Annotated in this window: 17 protein-coding genes; all 17 read right to left on the bottom strand. The window is 43.0% G+C overall.

Translation table 11 applies throughout. The annotated features are described in order from the left end of the window. Positions 1 to 78 precede the first annotated feature (78 nt). Positions 79 to 1122, bottom strand: a complete 1044-nt coding sequence (locus ACED59_RS13995; protein ID WP_009847850.1) for a rod shape-determining protein — start codon at positions 1120 to 1122, stop codon at positions 79 to 81. Positions 1123 to 1270: 148 nt separating this feature from the next. Further along, complete coding sequence (locus ACED59_RS13990) at positions 1271 to 5626, bottom strand: DUF6701 domain-containing protein (RefSeq protein WP_241820700.1); 4356 nt, start codon at positions 5624 to 5626, stop codon at positions 1271 to 1273. Next, positions 5627 to 6064, bottom strand: coding sequence for a hypothetical protein (locus ACED59_RS13985; RefSeq protein ID WP_017098893.1), 438 nt, complete (start codon positions 6062 to 6064; stop codon positions 5627 to 5629). Continuing rightward, positions 6054 to 6776, bottom strand: coding sequence for a PilW family protein (locus ACED59_RS13980; RefSeq protein ID WP_017098892.1), 723 nt, complete (start codon positions 6774 to 6776; stop codon positions 6054 to 6056). The genes ACED59_RS13985 and ACED59_RS13980 overlap by 11 nt, the downstream gene beginning before the upstream one ends. Next, the gene (locus ACED59_RS13975) at positions 6776 to 7327 is read right to left on the bottom strand and encodes a prepilin-type N-terminal cleavage/methylation domain-containing protein (RefSeq protein ID WP_017098891.1); all 552 of its coding nucleotides are present in this window, start codon (positions 7325 to 7327) and stop codon (positions 6776 to 6778) included. Before ACED59_RS13975 ends, ACED59_RS13980 begins: the two co-directional genes overlap by 1 nt. Further along, positions 7318 to 7869: a prepilin-type N-terminal cleavage/methylation domain-containing protein gene (locus ACED59_RS13970; protein ID WP_017098890.1), complete on the bottom strand. Its 552-nt coding sequence runs from the start codon at positions 7867 to 7869 to the stop codon at positions 7318 to 7320. Before ACED59_RS13970 ends, ACED59_RS13975 begins: the two co-directional genes overlap by 10 nt. Before the next feature lie 139 nt (positions 7870 to 8008). Beyond that, a complete protein-coding gene (locus tag ACED59_RS13965) occupies positions 8009 to 8566 on the bottom strand; it encodes a type II secretion system protein (RefSeq protein ID WP_017098889.1) in 558 nt (185 codons plus the stop codon). A gap of 34 nt (positions 8567 to 8600) precedes the next feature. Then, positions 8601 to 9176: a prepilin-type N-terminal cleavage/methylation domain-containing protein gene (locus ACED59_RS13960; RefSeq protein ID WP_017098888.1), complete on the bottom strand. Its 576-nt coding sequence runs from the start codon at positions 9174 to 9176 to the stop codon at positions 8601 to 8603. Positions 9177 to 9255: 79 nt separating this feature from the next. Then, a complete protein-coding gene (locus ACED59_RS13955; RefSeq protein ID WP_017098887.1) occupies positions 9256 to 9711 on the bottom strand; it encodes a hypothetical protein in 456 nt (151 codons plus the stop codon). 3 nt (positions 9712 to 9714) lie between these two features. Then, a complete protein-coding gene (locus ACED59_RS13950) occupies positions 9715 to 10938 on the bottom strand; it encodes a type II secretion system F family protein (protein WP_017098886.1) in 1224 nt (407 codons plus the stop codon). Positions 10939 to 10950: 12 nt separating this feature from the next. Next, positions 10951 to 12675: a GspE/PulE family protein gene (locus ACED59_RS13945; protein WP_017098885.1), complete on the bottom strand. Its 1725-nt coding sequence runs from the start codon at positions 12673 to 12675 to the stop codon at positions 10951 to 10953. After that, positions 12665 to 13840, bottom strand: a complete 1176-nt coding sequence (locus tag ACED59_RS13940) for a lipopolysaccharide assembly protein LapB (RefSeq protein ID WP_032499968.1) — start codon at positions 13838 to 13840, stop codon at positions 12665 to 12667. Before ACED59_RS13940 ends, ACED59_RS13945 begins: the two co-directional genes overlap by 11 nt. A gap of 2 nt (positions 13841 to 13842) precedes the next feature. Next, entirely contained in the window at positions 13843 to 14682 is an 840-nt protein-coding gene (locus ACED59_RS13935) for an ExeA family protein (protein ID WP_017098883.1), read from the bottom strand. 56 nt (positions 14683 to 14738) lie between these two features. Beyond that, on the bottom strand, positions 14739 to 16415 hold the full coding sequence (gene mshL, locus ACED59_RS13930; RefSeq protein WP_017098882.1) for a pilus (MSHA type) biogenesis protein MshL: 1677 nt from the start codon (positions 16413 to 16415) through the stop codon (positions 14739 to 14741). A 15-nt stretch (positions 16416 to 16430) separates the two neighbouring features. Continuing rightward, positions 16431 to 16763: a hypothetical protein gene (locus ACED59_RS13925; RefSeq protein ID WP_009847864.1), complete on the bottom strand. Its 333-nt coding sequence runs from the start codon at positions 16761 to 16763 to the stop codon at positions 16431 to 16433. Further along, a complete protein-coding gene (pilO, locus tag ACED59_RS13920) occupies positions 16756 to 17403 on the bottom strand; it encodes a type 4a pilus biogenesis protein PilO (RefSeq protein WP_009847865.1) in 648 nt (215 codons plus the stop codon). Before pilO ends, ACED59_RS13925 begins: the two co-directional genes overlap by 8 nt. Beyond that, positions 17403 to 18845 carry an MSHA biogenesis protein MshI gene (locus ACED59_RS13915; RefSeq protein ID WP_017098881.1) on the bottom strand — a complete coding sequence of 481 codons (1443 nt, stop codon included), beginning with the start codon at positions 18843 to 18845 and terminating at the stop codon, positions 17403 to 17405. Before ACED59_RS13915 ends, pilO begins: the two co-directional genes overlap by 1 nt.

Raw genomic sequence — 18845 nt, 5'->3', positions numbered from 1 at the left:
GAGCGACATTTGATCCTATAGACAAGGTGTTAGGCTCTTTACATAAAACTAGATAAGAAAAGAGCCTAACACTAGATACTATTCTTCGCTGAAAAGATCACCGCCGTGCATGTCGATCATCTCTAGAGCTTTACCACCGCCTAGAGCAACACACGTTAATGGCTCTTCCGCCACAACAACAGGGATACCCGTTTCTTCAGTTAGCAGGCGATCAAGGTCTTTAAGCAGTGCACCACCACCTGTCAGTACCATACCGTTTTCTGAGATATCAGAAGCAAGCTCTGGTGGACACTGTTCAAGTGCAACCATGACTGCAGATACGATGCCAGATAAAGGTTCTTGAAGCGCTTCAAGGATTTCATTTGAGTTCAGGCTAAAGCTACGAGGAACACCTTCAGCAAGGTTACGACCACGTACTTCAATCTCATCGACTTCATCGCCTGGGTAAGCAGAACCGATTTCGTGTTTGATCTTTTCGGCTGTTGCTTCACCGATCAAGCTGCCGTAGTTACGACGAACGTAGTTGATGATAGCTTCATCAAAACGGTCACCACCGATACGTACAGAAGACGAGTAAACCACGCCGTTTAGTGAGATAACGGCAACTTCCGTCGTACCACCACCGATATCAACCACCATTGAACCTGTTGGCTCAGATACACGTAGGCCTGCACCAATCGCAGCAGCCATAGGCTCATCGATTAGGTAAACCTCACGAGCACCAGCACCCAGTGCTGATTCACGGATTGCACGGCGCTCAACTTGCGTTGAACCACAAGGAACACAAACCAATACGCGAGGGCTTGGTTTAAGAACACTGTTATCATGCACTTGCTTAATGAAGTGCTGAAGCATTTTTTCCGTTACGTAAAAGTCAGCAATTACGCCGTCTTTCATTGGACGGATTGCTGAGATATTACCAGGCGTACGGCCAAGCATTTGCTTAGCAGCGTGACCAACCGCAGCGACACTCTTTGCAGAACCCGCACGATCTTGGCGGATAGCTACAACTGAAGGCTCATCAAGAACAATGCCTTGGCCTTTTACATATATAAGGGTATTGGCAGTACCTAAATCAATCGATAGGTCGTTTGAAAACATGCCACGAAGCTTTTTAAACATATTCTTCGCTCATCCTGCAAGAATTAGAAGACAAAAATTGCACTAAATGTACCAATGCCTTGCTGTCACGGCAAGGCATTGAAGTATAAACATGGACTGAAACCCACAATTTCTTACAGATTCCTAACTTAACAGCCAAAAAATCATATTATTGCTGACCTATTAAGCCACTTTCACCTCGGTAGATCACACGATCGTTCCCGCGATGGATACCAAAGGTGACTACTGTTGATGGATCTTCTTCACCGTCAACTTCAACTCGATTCGCATCTTGCCAACGATAACGAAGCCAAGGAGCAACATTTCCACCACGATTCAGCTCTAACCAAAGTTGAGTTTGCTGTCGGATCGGATTTGACTGAGCCACCTGTATTGAATTAGATATACCATTCACAACACCACCACCCCCTGAAAAATTTACATCAGCGGCCGTAGCTCCCGTTTCAACCCAAATATCTCGGTTGTCACCTTCCGTATTTATACCGGCTAAATTAGTCGAGTTATCACCTTCATGAGTGACAAAACTTGTTCCATCCCAATGCTCAATACGAAGCGGAATATTCATACCACCTCCAGCGACACTACCAACACTATCCATGACCGCACGACCAAAGCGAATAGTAGGCTGAACCGTTAGTAATCGAGGAGTACCATTATAGTGATAGCTAATAGGATCGACGTTGTTCCCCACAGCATCAATTGAAATCGTCGAGGTTGCACTTACCGCGGTATTGAATGGTCCATCCTCATAGCCATCAACCGATGATGCTTTAGCCCAACACAACTCGCTAGCACAGTTAGTAGAAGGCGAATTCTCATGTAGCGTAAATGTGCCAATACTCTTATCCGAGGCGGAAGCCCACGACTTACTCGGAGTCCCAGAATGAAAACGACTGACAAAAACAGGGTTAGCCTCATACAAAGCAAAGTTAGCGGTAATTGTTGGATTAAAATATCCATAGTTCTTCACCGCAGTGAGTTGTAGACTCAGTGCTTCCACATCAAATGTAACGCCGTCAAAAGGCTGATTCATGTATGCATATGATTGATTTCCCGGGTAATCCCACACCGCATTGTTCACCACTTGAAAATATTTAGGATAAAAACGACCAGCGGTTGTTTTATAACCTGGCACCGTCATCCCATTCAGGTAGTCCGGTTTGTCTGCCCATAGTTTAATGCTACCTACTTCAGACCAAGCTAAGCTCTTATACGCGTAGCCATTCAACCACATATCAGCAGGGATAGGTTGCGGTGACAATTCATCACCACTGTTTTTATTACCAACGCTTAATACGCCATTATGGCCATTACTCGGGCTTTCAAGAGCATAATTGACATACACAACTTCATCATCAAAGCCAGATACTGAAAGAGCCCTACATAAATCCCCCGAAAATGAACTGTCAATGAGACCGTCATTATTACGATCAGCACTAGGCTCCCAAGCTATCGCACTAACCGCTAAGTAAGCAGTATTACCTGCGGCGATAAATGAAGCTCCTCCTGTTGAGCTACCGGAAGGGAATGGGGCATTTGGTACACCGGAGTTATCTTGGCAACTCACCAAAGCAAATGGCCTAACATACACATCAATAGAACTCTGTAAGCCTTTCCAATTGGGTATAGATTGATTCGAGGGCTGCCAGTCAGCATCTGCCAAATGAAGTTTTATATGACCAGCCGACCAGTATTGAGAAGTCAGTTTTGCAACACCATTTTTAAAGGCAATATTGTTCACTTTGGTTCCATTTAAAGGTGAACTACCGACCTTGATGCTATACGAATTGAGAAATAGCTCATTATTCCAACCACTATTGCCTTGAGTTATCTGCTCATAGGAAGCATAAAGCGATTTAGCTCCATCATAATCCGATATTTTCTGACACGCCCTTGGGTTAGCCGCTCCTGATGCCACTGCGGTAACTTCGGTCTCAAATGTTCGGAAAGCAACCTGCCCCTTACCTCCATCAACCCTTTGTTTATCTTCAATTTTAAATCCATAAGGTACAAATTGATAAGGTCCACCTGTTGCACTTATGTTACTTTGCCCTCGAATCGAAGCAGAAATTGAAACCGGAGATAGACCAATACTTGACAGGGATTTGGTGTAAGTAGCCATCTGCCCTGCGACGAAATCATGAGTCAATGACGTAGAGCAGGAGTTATCAGAATTTAACCAACACGCATCACCCGAGCTGTTATTTGGAATAGTAACATCAAGCGTCCCAGTGTAATTATTGACAGGTTGCTTGGTTATTTTATCGACCAACTTAAAGTTTATAGGAATACCGGTACAAGCTAACCCAGAGCTAGAGCCTGGAGTAATAACCAACTCTGGCTCAGAAAAACATTGGCTTTCCCCGGTAATCTGAGATGCTCCACTCATATGAAGGTCACGAACGGTAACCGCACCGTACACATGTGATCCATTAGATAACCGAACCTCCCCCTCGCTGTAAATCAATGCTTTGATTTGTGATTGACTGGATAAATCCATTTCACAACCATATGCAGGGCACGTTTGTCCAGATGAACCTTTAGTAGGGTCATACCCAACTATTACAAGGTTATCTGCATTACCTGAATTATTAATCCTTGAATTATTCGATAAATTTAAGTATCGAGTATGAATAATCACCTTCCCTTGAATATTCAAGGAAGAGTGGGTATTGATATTCAAAGAATTAAAATAGTAGTCGCCAGCAGTCAGTGTCACGGTTGACTGACCAATTGATAAGCTCTTTTGAGATAAAGGTGTTAACGTTTTTGTTGTATTCCAGATATCACTACCTGAATTTGTTATCAGGAAATCATCCAGTTTAGATTGTACAATTTGCTTTGTGGGATCGTTAGTACACGATATCCCATCACATTTCACTGCATTCCCAAATTGAGCACTTCCAAACCCGACCTTTCTTTGGCCAGCCTCCAATAACGCATTGGTAATTTTAGATTGGTTCCACATCTCAATACTGCTACCTGACGAGTTTCTCCAACCTTGAACTGCAGAAGGAAAAGCCGAACAGTAGTTTTTCGTAAACTTAGGGAGCTTATTGACTTGAAAAGCAAAGTACCCGATCTTTTCGTCAGTATGAGACCTCCATCCTTTTGAACCACTCAGAGACAGATCTTCATCAACAACAAGTCCTACTTGATAGTCATTATCGTCACTGCCGTTATGCTTCACGCTACAAAGTCTCAACCAACCACCTTGACCTCCTTTACGGGTGACTTTACTTGCGACAATTCCAGGTAGGGACTGATATTCGTTTTCAAGATCATGCATATCATTACAAGATTTAAGGATAGGTTTTGAGGATCCGCTGTCATCATCAAGAGAAATGCGGCCAAACTCATAATTAATTCCGTTTGACGTGCCATCATGTTCATCTGAAATTAAAAACGCTATTTTTTCTGGCTGAGAAGGCGGGTTATTTGTATCCACACGAGTCAGCTCTAAATAGAATTTGGCACTCGTTTGATTTACGTCATCAATGCCGGCAGTTAACCATCGGTTCGTCGAGCTATTAATCTGAGCAAATACAACGGGATCATCATCCCCTATTCGATGTGAGCTAAACCTTGAATAAGGGACTGACTCCCACTTAGGATCGCTTTTTTTTCCATGCGCTTGATACGCTTTGGTATCGAGGTAACCTGCAATTGCCTTATGTCCATCACTGAATGTTATAGTGCCGGGTTCAACCACAAGGTAACTAATCGAAGACATTGGTTTTGAAGCAAGATTGTAATTCCAGTGTTGAGGAGCAACTTCTTGGTGGAATGTCGCTTGCGTTGAACTGATGTTTTTTATAGAAAGTGTTGCAGGCGCATCACTATCAGGATTAACAGGATCAATCGTTGGCATAAGAAATACCAATGGAGTCGTTCTATAGGTTTTATTGAAGGTGATCGTGCAATCGCTAGCTTTACAGTTGGCTGAGTCCAAACGACCGAACTCAAAGCGAGCATCATCAAATTTTGTTACGGGTGGAGGAGGTAATGCTCCACAGCTACCACTACTAATACAATATTTATCGCTATCGTAAAATTGTGTTCCTTTTAAGTTCAATCTCAAATATGGGTAAAATTTATCAACACCTGTTTTTTGAGACAAATTGATCGCAAAAGGAGAACCTTTTACTACTCCATCAACAGAGTAGGTAATTATGCCTTTAATATGCCTAGCATTATAATTTGAAGTTCGTGTAAATTTAACTTGGAAAGTTCTTTGTTTTCTTTCTGATACATAGTCTCTTTCATAAACATTAGAGCTATAACCTTGATAAACAGTATCATCGGTCCAAATTGGGAAATAGTAAGTTCCTTCCAAACGAGCACGATTTTTTCCATCAGAATCAATTTGAAAAGTGAAACAAAAACCATTTCGAGCATCTACCCATGCCCCTTTAGATAAACACTGATTAGCCAATGCATTAGTTTGAAACAACACACTAAAAAGAATAAAAAATACGAGGCTAACTCTACTAAGTAGGCGCATTTATATTACTCCCCTCACCCACACATCTTGACTACGTTGCATTAAATTCACACCCGTTCCGCACATTGCGACCGCTCTTACTGTGTATAACTGAGAACTATCGACAAGTTGACCACCTGTTGGTGAGCACGTTATTTGAACATCTGCACATGTAATTGTCGTTGCGAAGTTCATTGCTGTTCCATTCAAGTTTGTACACTCTGCAGCCACATCAAATGAAACCGTTGTGTTGGCTCTAGGTGGATATATCTGCATTAAGGCTCGCTCTATTGCCGAATGAGCTAAAAGATGGGCTTGAGTACCAATCACATCTTTTGTATGTGCGTCATTATTGGACCACTCTATGCGGCTTAAGGTTGTAGCAAGAAACCCCATCACCACCAAGACAAAGATGACGACAATATACAGGCTTCCGACTTGTCTTTTTTTAAGGAACATTGATCACCTGTATGTCTTGCTGGAAATTGGTCAGTTCATCCCCGACTTGGTTTCTAAATTCAAACTCAAGATGGACGATACCATTACGCTGAACATTTGCGGGTTGATAGTCTAAAGTCCCAGTCACTCCCGTATCCGAAATTGGGATTAGCGCGCCATTACCTTCACTTCTCCATACTCGGCCATTCACAATGCAATAGGTGACGCGGCCATTAGGATTGTAAATATAATGTCGATTTGAAACCGAATTACCCACAAGGTTTACAGACTCATTAGCAAGCAAGAAAGTATTATTGGTTGCAGTTACAGTAGCTAAGGGGAAAATATTATTGGTCGGCGCCGCCTCTGTAGGGTTTATCACTAAAGATAATGGGGTTAGCGCAGCTGTCGTCAGTGTATTATCAGCCGTAACAAATTGAATATCATCGCCCGACACCGCATAAATCCCAGAGGTAACGATAGGGAAAAATGAAACACAGCGAGCTCCCGGGACGACAGCATTCTGATTGAACATATTCGGTACAGCATGACGCACTTCACGAGTGATTTTTTCCAAGACAAACTTGGCTTGAGTTTGTAAACGCTGCCTATCTACGGTGTCCGCATAGCCACGCGCACCCAATTCAACAAACCCAGCAATGCCTACAACTAAAATACTACCAACAATCATGGTGATAATCATTTCAATAAGAGTGAAACCTTGCCTTCTCATTAGTAATTCCCTCGATAGGCATCCAGCACGATAGGAGGATAATTTGAGGCCGAGATCGTTAGGCTGATTCTTTTCAGTTGATCGACCATTTGGTACGTCACATCAACATCTAGGCGGTAGTTTCTGTAGGTTGTTGCGCCATTTTCATCCAGTAATAGATTAAGGTCTCGACACCCGTTAGTTGCACCGGGTTCCCAACACCCATCATAGTCATCGACATCATTGTATAGAGCAATGTCAGCCTCTTCTGGGCCAAAGTTAGCCTCAGCAGTGCAATTCACACCAGACGCCCCCTCACCGCATCTAAATTCCCCACCATCAAAATCACTATTCTCGTCGAACCCTCGAGCAAGAATCATCGACATCACGCTTTGCCCTAGCGCGGCTGAACGAGTCTGATAATGAGGATCACCAGATCGACTAACCTGAGGCGCTAAAAAGTTTATGATGGTCATCATCGCGAGCCCCATAACCACAATCACAATCACACTTTCAATTAATGTAAAACCACGTTCTTTTACAGGTGATTTATGAATACTATTCATGAGCACACCCCATTTTCGACATAACCTTGCGCGTTAATTTCCACACGGCAGGTATTCACATTTGAAGTAATCGTAATCACCACACCAGCTGCAACGTTAACGACAACGCCTGCAGGTGTTTCACCTGTTGTAGGGTTACCTAATAAATCAAAGTTAACTAGAGATAGAGGAATAGCGGGAGTGGTATCAGATGCAGCCGTTAAGTTAACTCCGTTGAGCATAACCCAATCACTGCGAGCTTGGTTTTGCACGGTACAGCTCACTTCGGAACCGATACAATTCCCAACGATAGCGAGAATAAAATTGCTCTCTCCAACGACGGCCCCAAGGTCCACATTGGACTGCATACGATTCACTTGAACTTGGCGGACAACAGAAGTTACTTGCTCTTGAGCTGCAAAGGCAGAAAAGCTATCCCTTCCAGAAAGACGGCTAGCAGCGTAGGCAGAGACAATCGCGATCAACAAGATCACAATGATTAACTCGACTAAAGTAAAACCTTGTTGCTGAAACCCGATGTTTCTGTATGTTCTATTGAATTGATTCACCGAAATCCAATCCGCTAAATATTTGATAGTTTGAAGATTAAGTGTAACTCAGGGAAAGGAAGTTGTCTTTGTCGCTTACCTAAATTTCAGATAGAAAAAAGGCCAGCAATGCTGGCCTTGATATTCCATGACAATACTATTAACAGCCATTCGCACCAGTAGTGACAACATCAACAAATGCAGGTGTTGTGGCATTGGCAGCTTCAACATAAATGACAAAACAGCCATTGTTATTAGCAGGTGTAGTTGCATCGTATACAAAACCATTGTTCGCTTGTAGTGGGTCAGTCCCCGCAAATGAATAAGCGACAGCGTCTGGAACAACACCAGTTTCGGTCACATTCACTACAACCCAATCGGTACCAGGTAAACCAACTACAGCAGTTTCAATGCCACGAGGTAATACGCCGATTGCCGTAGCTGTCGGATAACCAAAATTGATCGCAATGTTATCTGTAGTTTGCGGCGTTGTTCCCGCATCACCTGTTTTAATTTGAGCTTCACGGCCATCTACTGCTGCACGGCCGTAAACGATACCCGTCGCACCCGCCATTGCCCCACGCAAACCTTGCATCGACGATGTACGAGCATCGCCTTGTAAGTTTAAGAAACGAGGTGCTGCAGTAACTGCAAGAATACCTAGAATAACAATTACCACCACTAGTTCTATTAGGGTGAAACCGCTTTGTTTTTTCATAGTCTTTTCTCTCTATGTATATTTAAACGCAGGTTTACTGCAGTGTTACGGTCACACGACCAGTTCTAATCTCGTAAACGAATTGATGCTGAGTACCGCCTTCCAATTGAATGTAAGTGCAGTAGTCATTGCTATTATCCGCTTGCGCTGAATATTTGTAATTCGAACCATTAGCCACATCGGTTAATGTTCCAACTTTTGGTGGGTTCTGAAGAAGGTTTTCCATCAAATCGACACACGAAGCATCAGTCACATCATTAGACGGAGCTGAAGCTGAATTTGTGTTTATAGACCATGGGTAGCCGTCTCTAAAATTAGTGCTTCCATTGCTACTTGTTGATCTGGTTAGCCAAAAATCAACACCATCGTAATTTACAGTATTGTATATTTCAACACCAATTCTTTCTGATGGACGAGCTTCTGCTTCCCATTGCGCTCTTGCTGAAAGTACGCCTGTCGCAAAACCACCCGCGACACCTTCAATACTGGCTTTCTTGGCTTCGTCTGTCACATCCAAGAAACGGGGTAAAGCTGCAACAGCTAATAAACCCACAACAACAATCACTATGACTAACTCGACTAGGGAGAAACCCTTTTGATTTTTAAGCACTTTCTACCTACTCATCTAATTGCTAATGCGCATTATACATTTGACCATGCATAAAACCATAAAAACAGCGCCAATACGTTCACAAGGGCAATATATTGACTTTGACACTAAATCTTTCTTTTTTGAGTAATATATCTATCTGATACTTATCACTATAATGATAACGGCAATGAAAATGAATGTTATCACTTTTGTCTTCAATGTTTGGAGAGCTGAGACCTAAAATACGCCCCTTAGGATATAATTGCTCCAACCAATAACCGCAATTTCGAGCCGAGTCTTGAATTGGCATAACCCACCCCGTTCTGCTGTAAGTCTTTGGCGGTTTCGCATCATTCTTTTGCTCCACACCAGATAACAAATACTGCTGTTTGAACAAATTCGCTTGCTCAAGAATTCGCTTGCTCGCAACGATTAATGCCGTGTTCGTTGCTTCTTCTTCTACTGTTTTCCATACAGAAAGCAATCCCATAACGAGAAAAAGAATAACCGCAACCCAAATAACAAAACGTGAGCGCTGTAGGTTATTCAGCATCCCCTAACCTTTGATTGCATCCAGCATTCCCCACATTGGCAAGAAAATACCCAGAGCTAAAACCAGCACCATTCCCGCAACGATGGTCAACAGAATAGGTTCAATTCTAGCGGTTAACGTTTTTAGATCGTAATCAACCTCTCGGTCGTAAAAATCCGCAACTTCAAGCAGCAACTCATCAATACGACCCGTTTCTTCACCCACAGAAATCATTTGTATCACGAGTGGTGTGAAAATCTCGCTGTTAATCGCGGTAGAAGAAACGGTACTTCCCGCTTCTATTGCCGATTTCATACCTTGAACACGAAGTTCTAAAAAACGATTGTCCAAAGCTTCAGCCGATAGCGATAACGATTGGTTAAGCGGTACACCTGCTTTTAGCATCAAAGCAAAAGTACGTGAGAAGCGCGACAATAGAGCTCGATTGACCACCCCACCAATCACTGGCATTTTTAAGCGCAGCCGATCCCACTTTTCCCACCCTTTATCTGTCTTAACCCATGCTTTAAAAGCAAAAACAAGACCAAAGATTAATCCAAGCATTAACCCCCAGTAATTAACAAAGAACTCAGACATCCCCATTAAAATACGAGTTGGAAGTGGTAAATCGACCCCAAAACGCGCGAACATACTCGAAAACTGAGGAATCACGAATATATTCAAGACAAACATAGCGATTGTAATAAAAGTAATCACGAACGTTGGGTAACGCATTGCCGTTTTGATTCGCTTTCGAGTTTCAACCTCTTGTTCGTAGTATCCAGCCAGTTGTAACAATGCCTGGTCTAAACGACCGGTATTTTCACCAACACTGATCATCGATACAAACAATGAACTAAATACCTTAGGGTGCATTTGCATCGACGCCGCTAACCCACGACCGTTTGTGAGTTCAGCGACCACTTCTTCAAGCGCTACTTTCAATTGCTTATTTTCGCAGTGCTGAGTTAACCCTTTCATCGATCTTAATAGCGGGACGCCCGCCTTAGTTAAACTATACAACTGTCGGCAAAACAGAACCAACACCTCTAAAGGCACATTCGGAGAAAACAGGCTGGATACATCCATATCCAGGATTGAACCGCCACTTTTTCCAAGTTTAATCGAAGTTGGAATGATCCCTTTACTCATCAAACTGTCAGCAGCAAGATCTTCGTTATTCGCATCCAACTGGCCTGTCACTTGAGTGCCATCAGAACTGCGACCTACATAACGATAAGTTGGCATATCACTCTACCCCTACAGATAAATTGGATCAGTGGCACCAGAAGCATCGCCTTCGCCAAGGTTCATTACCTCATCAAAGCTCACAACCCCCTGTATGGCCAATTCCATCGCAGAAGCTAACAGCGGTTTGTAATTTTCAGACTGCCTTGCCGTTTGAGCAAAACCAACGGCATCATTGGCTCTAAGCGCATCCATCATAGGCTGATCGAGCTCCAACATTTCAAACACACCAATACGACCACTGTAGCCTGTCAAATTACAATTTTGACAACCACGCCCTTTCATAAATGGCGTACCTCGCTGGTTTGGGAAACGAACACTCAACCATTGCTTACGCGCTTCATCCAGCTCATCATCAACCTTGCAATCAGTACATACCTTACGAACTAACCGCTGTGCGACCACGGCTCGAACAGCACTTGCTACCAGATAACCCGGAGCCCCCATGTCCATCATACGCAGTGCACTGTCTACTGCATCGTTGGTATGCAGAGTACTTAACACTAAGTGACCAGTAAGTGCCGCTCTCAAACCAATTTCAACGGTTTCATGATCTCGCATCTCACCAATCAGAATGATATCCGGGTCCTGACGTAGGAATGTTCTCAAAATCGTTGAGAAATTGAGGTTAATCTTAGGGTTTACCTGAACCTGATTCACACGAGGAAGACGGTATTCTACAGGGTCTTCAGCGGTAATGATCTTTTTACCCGGTTCGTTTAATTCACTTAACGCACCGTATAGAGTCGTTGTTTTACCTGAGCCCGTAGGCCCGGTTACGAGAATCATGCCATGTGGGCGGCGTAATTGATGACGAAGACGAACGAGCAAATCACTCGGAATGCCTGACAACTCCAATTTACGTAGGCCAGCCGATTGATTAAGCAAACGCATAACCACTGACTCACCGTGCTGTACTGGCATAGTCGACATACGAATATCGACCGATTGACCTTTAACGCGAATATTAAAGCGACCATCTTGAGGCAGTCGTTTCTCTGAAATGTCGAGGTTAGCCATCAGCTTCAAACGCAAAACCAGTGCAGAAGCAATATTCACTTCATTCAACAACGTTTCATGCAGGACACCATCAATACGCTGACGTAAACGTAATACGTTTGAATCTGGTTCAATATGAATATCAGACGCACCAACTTGAATAGCATCTTCAAACAGCGAGTTTACTAGCTTAACGACCGTAACTTCGTCGCTGTCTTCTTCAGCGATATCAAAGTCAAAGGCTTCATTAACTTTATGCTCAGCATGAAGCTGCTCAGCAAATGAGGCAATCTCTTTGGTTCTTCGGTAATAACGGTCGAAACCATCAACTAATTGTCTCTCTTGTGCGACGACAAATTCGAGTGCGTAGTCGCCTAGTTGACTCAGCAAAGATTCTTGGGCAAACAGATCAGCAGGATCACTCATTGCAACACGTAATGTGTCACCTTGACGCCCAATGACCAAAGCACGAAGGCGGCGAGCATGAACCTCAGGTAAAAGCTGCACAGCTTCGACGTCAACGTTAGCTCGGCTAATATCAATAAGAGGAATAGCAAGCTGTTGCGACAAAAAACTGAGCATTTGCTGCTCTGATAAAAAGCCAAGCTCGATCAGTGCATCACCAAGCTTACGGCCTGTCCTCTTTTGAGCGGCCAGAGCTTGTTCAACTTGATCTTCAGTAATGATACCCTCTTCTACGAGCAAATCACCGAGCCTTTTTCTTAATCTAATTTGCATCGCTACTCTCCTCTAAAGCATTGATTATCTTTAAGCGATCACGAACAAAGCCTTGCGACTGAGATGAGATCCCAACTCTAACCAATGCTCCTTGGTATGATTGCTTTGCAGCCATGAAATCAAGCTGACGTTCTTGCTGAATCGCTAAGCCTAACCACCAGCGAGCATTATCTGAATCGACCTCAGTCAATTTTTGGTAGCTCTCTAGCGCAATATCTTCTTGTTGAGACTTTTGACTTAATGCAGCACGCATTGCTAAGTAGTCTTGAGTTGGACTAGGTGGTAAGTGTATTAATGGGCTCAAAGCAGCTTCCGCTTGATTGGCTTTCACAAGTAGCTTCGATAAACCTAGGCGCAGTTTTTCACTGTTGATATTGAGTTTGATACCCGACTGAAATAACTCATACGCTTTGCGAGTATCACCTTTACCAAAATAGAGAATTGCTAGTTTCTGACGGACATCTTCATTTCTTGGATCATAACGAAGCGCTTCGTTATAACCTTTCAACGCACCAGAAAGGTCATTGGCATCAAGAGCTTTCTGAGCTCGGCCTTGAGCATTAATAGAAAGTTGTTCAGGCGTTAATTCTACCTGCTCAATCAACATTCCATTACTTTCTAAATCGCCAGACGTTTCAGGTTGATTTGATACTGGTGTGGGATCTTTTTTAGCCACGCTAGCAACAAGCATTGGCTTTGCTACTTTTGCTTTAGGTGTGCTTTGAGATTTAGGTATAGCTTGAGATTCAGGGTTTACTTTAGGCTTTGTAACTGACTGAGTTGATGCAGCAATGACTGAATCCGATTTAGATTGAGTACTTTTTAGTATTACCGTGTTGTGAGCCGAAATGTTCGCTGAATCTAGCGTCACTAACTTCTTAGTCGGCGAGGACACAGGTTGAGTAATGGCCGCTTCAGGACTACCCTCTGAATTGCCTTCTGAAGTATCAATAACGGAAACTTGTATATCTCGAGTTGATATTGAGTTATCGACAGCAGGGCCTTGTGATATAGCCCAGCCCCCCATGGCCAAGCTAAGGGTAAAACCTGCGACCACCCAAACCAATGGAGAGCGTGTTTTTACTTTAGGTACCACCGCAGCTTCAATCGATGCTGTTGACTCTTTTTTTGCCAATTCAGACAAGGCGTTATTAATGACGCTCATAATTAGTTCCAACCCCACAGCATTGGCGTTTTAAATTTAGGTTTACACACATCGTATGTTTCATGCATTGCAGCAAAGAGATGTTGGTTTTCTATATTTTTCTTATCTTCACTAAAAGCAAGCAACAAAGCTTTATGACACAACTGGTTAATCAACCTTGGGATCCCCAAAGAAGAGCGCCAGATCGCTTTTTTATGGCTCAGGCTAAAGGGAGCATATTTGCCACCAGATTTAGCGATCCGGTTATCAATGTAAGCCACTGTTTCATCGAGAGTCAGTGGCCTCAGTGTCGAACTAAATGTGATTCTTTGACGAAATTGCCTTAGATGATAAGCCTCTAATCGAGCATCCAATTCCGGCTGCCCTAATAGAACAATTTGCAGCAGCTTTTTATCTTCAGTTTCTAAGTTACCAAACAACCTTAAGGTCTCTAGAGCTTCATCTGACAAAGCCTGAGCCTCATCAAGAATCGCAACCACTCGTAAGCCTGAGTTGTGCAATTCAATAAGTTTATGTTGAATGTTATCCACTAAGGTGGCTTCATTATCGGTAATCAAACCAAGCTCTTTAGCCACGGCTTGTCGTAAGTCAGCCCCAGATAGCACTGGGTTAGGCAGGTAGATTAAAGCAGTACAATCATTGAGATGATTGACCAACATTCGGCACACCATGGTTTTGCCTGTGCCGACCTCCCCTGTAACCTTAACTAACCCCTCGCCCATTTCTAACGCCGAAATGACCGTTTGAATTGCCTCAAAATGAGGTGCTAAGCCATAAAAAAAATCGGTATTCGGCGTTAACGTAAATGGTAACTGTTCAAAATCAAAATGAGCTTGATACATAAGACGACCTAGCTTAGTAATTCACTACCAATCTGCATTGATAAAGTGAGTGGTTGCTATTCATCAGGGAACCATTCTTGTAAAAGATCTCGAGAACGCTCCATTTCTGATTGCCAAGTATTTACACCTACAACCGTTGGCTTTAATAGAATAACGAGTTCAGTTTTTTGAGTAAGTTGACTGGTATTACGGAACAAATGACCGAGTGCCGGGATATCACCAAGAAATGGAACTTTTGAAGTCATGTCACTGGTGTTTGATTTCATCAATCCGCCAATAACAACCACATCACCATCTTGCGCTCGAATCACGGAGTCAGATTCACGAATAGAGCTTTTAGCCAACGGCAGCGTCACAACACCAGTTGTTGAGCCAAGATTAAGCTCTTTCACTTCCTCTTCCACCTCAATCACTGCGGGGTGAACATGCAGGAACACATTTCCTTTATCATCGATCTGCGGCGTCACATCCAAAGAAATACCGGAGAAGAACGGGGTTAGCTCAACTTCAGGGGCAACATTCGCGTTATCACCACTACCGACCGAACTTGATAAATTCGTCACGAAATATTTATCTATACCCACTTTTATAACCGCTTTCTGGTTATTAGCTGCTGTCACTCTTGGGCTAGATAACACATTCAAGTCACCCTGTGTATCCATAAAACTCAATACAGCTTCAAAGCTACCACCAGAAACAACGAGGTTAGATTGACCACCTAAAGCGGTACCGATTGGGTCCATGCCTGGTAGTTTGCCTGGGATGATCGTACCAGCTGCATTTTTAACGATAGAACCCATACCTAGCGTGTAGTTAGTACCGTTCGACGAAAACATCTTGGTCCAGTTAATGCCTTGTTGATAGCCGTCACTAAGTGTCACTTCCATGATTTTGGCTTCCAAGATAACTTGGCGCTGCAGACGTTTCTGAGAAATACCAAGGAACTCACGAACCTCTCGGATTTCATCGGGGTAAGCACGTACCGTAATCACACTCGCTTGTGGCGTAACCACAACGCTTTGCCCATCACCAGAACCAATTAAGTGAGCGACTGCCGCTTCAAGCTGCGGCCAAAAATCACTTTCAGATATCGTTTCAATCTCCGTACCACCGTTAGATGTGGAGCTAGACGAATTGGAGTTCGAGTTTGATGAGTTTGAATTCGAGTTAGACGAATTAGAATTCGAGTTAGATGAGTTCGAGTTAGAGTCTGAAGTGGAAATTGTTCCAGTAGTAATCGTCGTTAAAGAACGACCAGAACGCTTTACTTGCAAGTAATCCACTGGAATCGTGACTGTGCGCAAACCAGCCGGATAAATTTGAATCACTTTGCCACGTTTTTCAATATCGTAACCATACATATCCTGAGCAACAGCCAGAACTTCATCTAAGGTCACGTCTGTTAGATTTAGAGTAAGTTTTCCAGTAACGCTTGGATGAATCGCGGCACTGTACTCTGTACCTTTCACTAGGCTTGCAAAAAAGGTTCTCGCTTCAACGCCTTTTGCTTGAATACGAAAGCGCTTGACGGTTTCCACACTCGGAGACATAGAGTCCGAACTTAGCTGAGGCATAAGGTCATCTTGTACCGACGAAGGTAAGTCATGAAGTGCTTTGCTATTCGCTTCATTAATAGATTCGTTTAAAGACTCTTTTATCTCAACAGGGTCTCTATGCCCCATCGAACAGCCGACTAAAGATGACACTAGAATTGCTACTACAAATTTACGCATGTCTTCACTCTAACCTTAATTATTCTTAACATCTAAAGAGAACATCTCTAATTTCCACTGCTTAGAGCTTCTCTGCAGAGTGACGTACTCTGGATCAATGTTCTTAACTCGGTACCCTCTGATCGTTTCTCCTTGTTCGAGAATCTGACCATTCATAATCGCATAACAAGGTGTATCTCCCTTACAAACAATGCTCTCTAGAGACGGTAAACGATATTGAACTGGCGCCTTTTTAGCTGATGCTGATTTCTGTTGGGGCGAAAGCCAACCTAATGGCGCAGTTGGGTCTTGTTCTGCCCATACCACTGAACTACCAAACAGCAAAGATAACACTAGAGTTCTAACCACCGATAAACTCCTGTCTGGTACCTAGGGTGTAAACCTCGAACACAAGTCGAGCTTTGGGGTATTCTTCTACTGAATACTCAAACGTGCGCCAATAATAGCTCACAGGAAGTGACTCAAGTGCTTGAAGATAAATTGAAATATCGAAGTAGCTACCCGTCAACTCCATTCTAACAGGATGGAGAAAGTACTTTGAATTGTCACTGTTCTCTTGATTGTCCGAAATAGCTTCTGGTTGTAACGATTCTAAAGACTCAAGCTTCAGCCCATTACCTGCATTAAGAACACTCTCTAATAACTGCGCCATTTGAGAAGGCGTAACCAACCTATCAACGATTTCAGCGAGCTCAAATGATAGCTCTTGGCTCTCAACCAATAGTTTTTTTAATTCAAGATCAATTTCTTTATCTGGGTCTTTGTTCAACTTGGCTTGTAGAACAAGTAATTCACCTTGTTGTTTCTGATTTGACTGCGTAAGGCTCATCGACTTCACATTCTTTTCCTGTAAATCAAGGTATGCAGGTTCAATTAATAAGGTAAATACAAGCATGGATAAGCCCACTAGACCACACACGAAAAGTAGCCATTTCTCTCTCAGGCTTAATGCAAGAAACTTATCGCTAAGCTGATTCCACAGTTGCATTATTCACTCTCCCTATGAGTACTTAACTCAAACGTCACCACATCTTGCTCATTACGACCTATCTTTATCTTTTCAAAGGTACGTCCGACTAAATTAAGTTCATTCTTAAATTGACCAACCCAATTTGGAACTACACTTGCATCACGGGCAAAACCATTAAGCTCTAAGGTATCGTGAGTCATGTATATATACGAAAGCGAGATGTCATTTCGGCCTAATTGAGCGAAGGAGTTCATGACGCCAGAATACCCGACTTGCTGAGATTCATCGAATTGACCGACCGCCTTCAACGCCTCTTTTTTGGCTTGCGTCTCACTAGTGAGACGAGCTACCGCAGCTACTTTCACTGGAGACGGTTTATGTTGAACCAACTTACTATTTAATTGGTTAACTTCTTGGTTAAGCTGATTCAAATCATATTGTAAAGCTGCTAGCTCTTCATCCAAACTCGATGCTTGATACTGCATTACACAATAACTGCCAAGCAACAAGGTACACACAAGCCCCCAAACCATAACCACATTCACTAGAGTGAAATACTCTTTTTTAGGCTTAAGGTGCTCAGGGTAGAGATTAACGTTAAAAATATTCTTTTCAGCCGCGAGCGTAACTAACCATTTCTCTGAATTTTCGCGTTCACCTTCAACAAGCAAAGAAACGGTCGAACTCAATGTGCTATTTAACACACTCTGTAATTCAGCTTCATCTTCATCATCACAGCATATTTTTAACTGATGAAGTTGAGTGCCTTTAATTTGAGAAGACAGGTAATCAATCGATCGTTGGAGTTCTAAAGCTAGACCATCCAACTGCAATGCACTTGATGCGGTACCAGTTAAGGGGGGAGCAACACTGCGGATTGTTCTTTGGAAGCAAACCGTGTTCTCAACAAATGCACCAAGCTTAAAATGTGAGTTGGGGCTGCGTTGTAACAGAATGAAATTAGAGAGCTCACCAGCACTGTAGCCCCAAACTTCATCTTCGGGAGCAATACCTTTAAGATCAACTTGTGCTGAATTAGTAATGCTTACAAGCTTGTCCAATAGCTTTTTAGGCAAAACATACACTTGTAGCTTATTCGAGGTCGGTAGCGCTACCGCACTCGCTGTAATCTCAGTCACCCTTTCAGAGATCAGATCTTTCAATAGAAAAGGCAATGCAACCGACCATTCACTCTGTGGAATGTCCGGTTTATCAATTTGATAAGTTTGGTAGTAGTTAGCACAAACAATTAGCTGAAGGCAATCACTGGTAAGCGACTCACTGCTCAGCAATTTTTTCAGCGCACTTTCCCAGTCACCATTTACCACAGGAATGCTGGTGACTTGAGGTTCTGACTCAGTCGATGAAATATAAACAGTATCATTGCCCAAAAGGACAACTTGAGAACTACCGTTATTATTCGTTGGCTTTATTTTGTCTAAAATCGCTTTAAAATTCAT

Source organism: Vibrio sp. FF266 (assembly GCF_041439695.1).
GTDB lineage: Bacteria > Pseudomonadota > Gammaproteobacteria > Enterobacterales > Vibrionaceae > Vibrio > Vibrio tasmaniensis_A.
This window is presented reverse-complemented; position numbering and strand designations above follow the sequence as displayed.

What these genes read in the sequence shown, in the direction of transcription:
- ACED59_RS13995 (WP_009847850.1), bottom strand. Translation starts at nt 1,122, where the DNA reads ATGTTTAAAAAGCTTCGTGGCATGTTTTCAAACGACCTATCGATTGAT.
- mshL (WP_017098882.1), bottom strand. Translation starts at nt 16,415, where the DNA reads ATGCGTAAATTTGTAGTAGCAATTCTAGTGTCATCTTTAGTCGGCTGT.
- ACED59_RS13990 (WP_241820700.1), bottom strand. Translation starts at nt 5,626, where the DNA reads ATGCGCCTACTTAGTAGAGTTAGCCTCGTATTTTTTATTCTTTTTAGT.
- ACED59_RS13950 (WP_017098886.1), bottom strand. Translation starts at nt 10,938, where the DNA reads ATGCCAACTTATCGTTATGTAGGTCGCAGTTCTGATGGCACTCAAGTG.
- ACED59_RS13915 (WP_017098881.1), bottom strand. Translation starts at nt 18,845, where the DNA reads ATGAATTTTAAAGCGATTTTAGACAAAATAAAGCCAACGAATAATAAC.
- ACED59_RS13935 (WP_017098883.1), bottom strand. Translation starts at nt 14,682, where the DNA reads ATGTATCAAGCTCATTTTGATTTTGAACAGTTACCATTTACGTTAACG.
- ACED59_RS13965 (WP_017098889.1), bottom strand. Translation starts at nt 8,566, where the DNA reads ATGAAAAAACAAAGCGGTTTCACCCTAATAGAACTAGTGGTGGTAATT.
- ACED59_RS13940 (WP_032499968.1), bottom strand. Translation starts at nt 13,840, where the DNA reads ATGAGCGTCATTAATAACGCCTTGTCTGAATTGGCAAAAAAAGAGTCA.
- ACED59_RS13955 (WP_017098887.1), bottom strand. Translation starts at nt 9,711, where the DNA reads ATGCTGAATAACCTACAGCGCTCACGTTTTGTTATTTGGGTTGCGGTT.
- ACED59_RS13945 (WP_017098885.1), bottom strand. Translation starts at nt 12,675, where the DNA reads ATGCAAATTAGATTAAGAAAAAGGCTCGGTGATTTGCTCGTAGAAGAG.
- pilO (WP_009847865.1), bottom strand. Translation starts at nt 17,403, where the DNA reads ATGCAACTGTGGAATCAGCTTAGCGATAAGTTTCTTGCATTAAGCCTG.
- ACED59_RS13985 (WP_017098893.1), bottom strand. Translation starts at nt 6,064, where the DNA reads ATGTTCCTTAAAAAAAGACAAGTCGGAAGCCTGTATATTGTCGTCATC.
- ACED59_RS13980 (WP_017098892.1), bottom strand. Translation starts at nt 6,776, where the DNA reads ATGAGAAGGCAAGGTTTCACTCTTATTGAAATGATTATCACCATGATT.